Below are 2,830 nucleotides of genomic sequence, written 5' to 3' on the forward strand. Positions count from 1 at the left end.
GTCAAGATAAACAATGGGATATATCGCATCCAGTGGGCTATTTTGCCATTCGGCGACCTGCACCATCACGGCATCGGTGATTTTGGATACCAACGTCGGCGAGACATCAGCGTCATACAGTTCTTTGAACGCGGCAGCGATCTCGCGGGTGGCCATGCCTTTGGCGTACAACGACAGGATCTGGTTGTCCATTCCGGTGATCCTGGTCTGGTTTTTCTTTACCAGTTGCGGTTCGAAGGAGCCGTCAAGATCGCGTGGGGTACGAAGTTCCAGCGCGCCGTCGCCTGTGTTAAAGGTCTTTGTGGAATAGCCGTTGCGGGAGTTGGCTCCCGGTTTGGACTGATTTTTATCGTAGCCAAGATGGTGCGTCATTTCGGCGTTGAGGGCGGCCTCAACGCTGATTTTTTTCAGCAGGCGATCGAACTGGCTGAGATCTTAGGGAGTTTTAAGATTTTTGGCCAGTTCGTTAGTTAGGGCCTGCAACTGTTTTTCGTCCATAAATTAACCTGCTTTTGATGTTGGATTGAACATATCAACATCAGGTAATTACACAAATTTATGTACAGGCTCTCTTAAACAGGCTCACAGGCTCTCAATTGTCTATAATACGTACTTCTACTTATCCCCATACTTAACCATGGTTTTTTAGATGTTAAGGACTCAGAATTAAAAGGTCGCCCACCACCTTTACTCTTCTTTCCACGTAAAGATTGAATATCGGGAGTATGTGTTTTTTCTACATACTCTTCAAAAGAAGATTTAGTTATTTTTATATTCGTCCACTTAGCAATGCTTTTTGCAATGCTACTAACCTCATTTTGATCCAGAGGCGCTGTAAATTGCAGGTTGTAGGCACTGGCACGTTCACAACAGGCTTTCAGCCACTTATCATACTCCGGCCAGCCCTGACGGATGGCGCGGTATGCCCACTTGCGGGTTTTGTCGAACAGAGTGCAGTTGCGGCCTAAGCCGTAGTCTGCAACGATTTCTTTGTCGCTCGCGGCGTTCAGATCGAGAAAGTCGGCCAGCCAGTCCAGAGTGTAGAGTTCCGGCTGCCATACGGCAATTTTCCAGTGGTCGTGGTTCGGATTTTTGCAAATTAGTCCCGAATACCCCGCGTCAGCCTCTAATTTTTTACGTAGCGCGTTCTCCACGGCGGCGGCGTAGCGCAGCGGCTTCATTTTTCCGTCCAGCGCGGTGCGTATCGAGGTTTTCAGCGCGTACAGCAGGTGCGCATGTCCGTTGTCGGGGTTGGTGATGGTCAGCGTTGGCGCGGGCGCGTTTCGGTCGCTCCAGTCGATGGCGGCTCCGGCGCGATCGACGTCGAATCCCAGCCAGAACATGGCGTGAGGCTGATTGAACTGGATGTATTTCGCCAGAATGGCGCGTTCCTTACCGGCAATGCGGACACCGAAGTGCAGATCGTCCGAAAAGTACGGCTTGTACGGCAAGCGGTCGTTGAAGAGCGCAAGTGCGGCGTTATGCAATGCGCTCTGCGCTTATGGCGGGCTGTTGTCTGGCACGGTTCATGTGCTAATATCCTTTCAAGGTTTCGACCTGGCCCTGGTTATCATGCGGATCCGCCAAGATTAGACATGATGCCGGGGCTTTGTTTTTTCTGTTGCCGTTAAATTACACGCGAACGGCCTCGCCTGTCGAATCCTTCTGTCACAACGGCTTAGTGCGCAGCCAACTCCTGGAAGAATTTCGGGTTCGCCTGGATGGTTGCCAGCACCTTCGCAGCCAGTCCGGTCGGATTACGGCGTCCGGTTTCCCAGCTCTTGATGGTGTCGATACTAGTTCCCAGCACTTTCGCCATCTCGCTCTGCGATACATTCAGTTGTGCCCTGATGGCCTTCACGTCTGCCAGCTTGTAATGGGTGACGCGGGCGGACTCTCTGACGCCGTTTTTGATTTCCACGGCCTCTTCCAGAGATGCTTTCAGATCGTCAAAAAAACTCATGTCACACCTCGTCTTTCAGTTGTTGGGTCAGCGTCTTCAGCGCGGCTTTCTCCGCGTCCGTCAGGCTGTCTTTTGTGCTTTTCGGGTAGGCCATCACCAGATAAATCACCTCGGCGGTGGCTAGGAAGTAAATCACCCTCGCGCTGCCCCTTTTCCCCTGATTGCCCGTCGCCATCCTGATTTTTCGCAGCCCGCCGGTTTTCTGGATGAGATAGCCTTTGTCCGGCGACTCAATCAGCGTCTTTTGCAGCTCCTTGAGATCTTCATCCGTGGCGATCTGTTTTATCTGACGGGTAAACATCGGGGTCTCGATAAACTCAATCGCGTGACTCACGGCTGTCTCCTGTATTTAATGGGGTACATAGTACACCAAATTCCAATTTCGGAAAAGCGGTGACATCGAGGGTCCATAGTAGCTGGTCGGCTTTTTCTGCTGCTCGCGCAGCTTCTCCGTACGGGCGCTTTCATGCTGTCCACATGACTGCTCAAATGCTGACACACCAGGTCGCTGTGCGTCAGCGCCTGTGAGGTAACCTCCAACATGTGCTTCAAGCTGCTGTATTGATCCTACTCACCATTAATAGACACGCGACTAAGTGAGTAAACTCTTTACCAGGGGTGATTCACATGACAAAGTCCGTACCAACCAGCAAGAAGCCACGTAAACTGCATACTCCGGGTCGTGTATTCAATATGTTGATTGCAGTGTGAAATGTCCGGTTTTGGATGTTGAATACAGTGGCTAAAGTTGATGTAAGATGCCCGTTTTGTGAACAGACATCTCCTGTGAAAAAACACGGTTATGGCAAAAGTGGCCATCAGCGTTACCGTCGTCAGTCATGCAAACACGGATGGCTACAGGGCTTA

General features: G+C 51.1%; 4 protein-coding genes and 1 pseudogene. 1 reads left to right on the forward strand and 4 read right to left on the reverse strand.

Going from position 1 to position 2,830, the window contains the following annotated elements:
* From QZ506_RS01655 to QZ506_RS01670, 4 genes and pseudogenes are all read right to left on the reverse strand, one after another.
* A pseudogene (locus QZ506_RS01655) lies at nucleotides 1-498 on the reverse strand (transposase); the annotation flags it as partial.
* Nucleotides 499-572: 74 nt separating this feature from the next.
* Nucleotides 573-1,487, reverse strand: coding sequence for a replication initiation protein (locus QZ506_RS01660; RefSeq protein ID WP_291968598.1), 915 nt, complete (start codon nucleotides 1,485-1,487; stop codon nucleotides 573-575).
* Between the two features lie 191 nt (nucleotides 1,488-1,678).
* On the reverse strand, nucleotides 1,679-1,963 hold the full coding sequence (gene nadS / locus QZ506_RS01665; RefSeq protein ID WP_291968600.1) for a NadS family protein: 285 nt from the start codon (nucleotides 1,961-1,963) through the stop codon (nucleotides 1,679-1,681).
* A gap of 1 nt (nucleotide 1,964) precedes the next feature.
* Nucleotides 1,965-2,297, reverse strand: a complete 333-nt coding sequence (locus tag QZ506_RS01670) for a type II toxin-antitoxin system RelE/ParE family toxin (protein ID WP_291968603.1) — start codon at nucleotides 2,295-2,297, stop codon at nucleotides 1,965-1,967.
* 404 nt (nucleotides 2,298-2,701) lie between these two features.
* Between QZ506_RS01670 and QZ506_RS01675 the strand changes: the two genes are divergently transcribed.
* Nucleotides 2,702-2,830, forward strand: a 129-nt coding sequence (locus tag QZ506_RS01675; RefSeq protein WP_367272954.1) for an IS1 family transposase, incomplete at its 3' end; no start/stop codon positions are given.

Source organism: Candidatus Symbiopectobacterium sp. (genome assembly GCF_020054415.1).
Taxonomy (GTDB): domain Bacteria; phylum Pseudomonadota; class Gammaproteobacteria; order Enterobacterales; family Enterobacteriaceae; genus Symbiopectobacterium.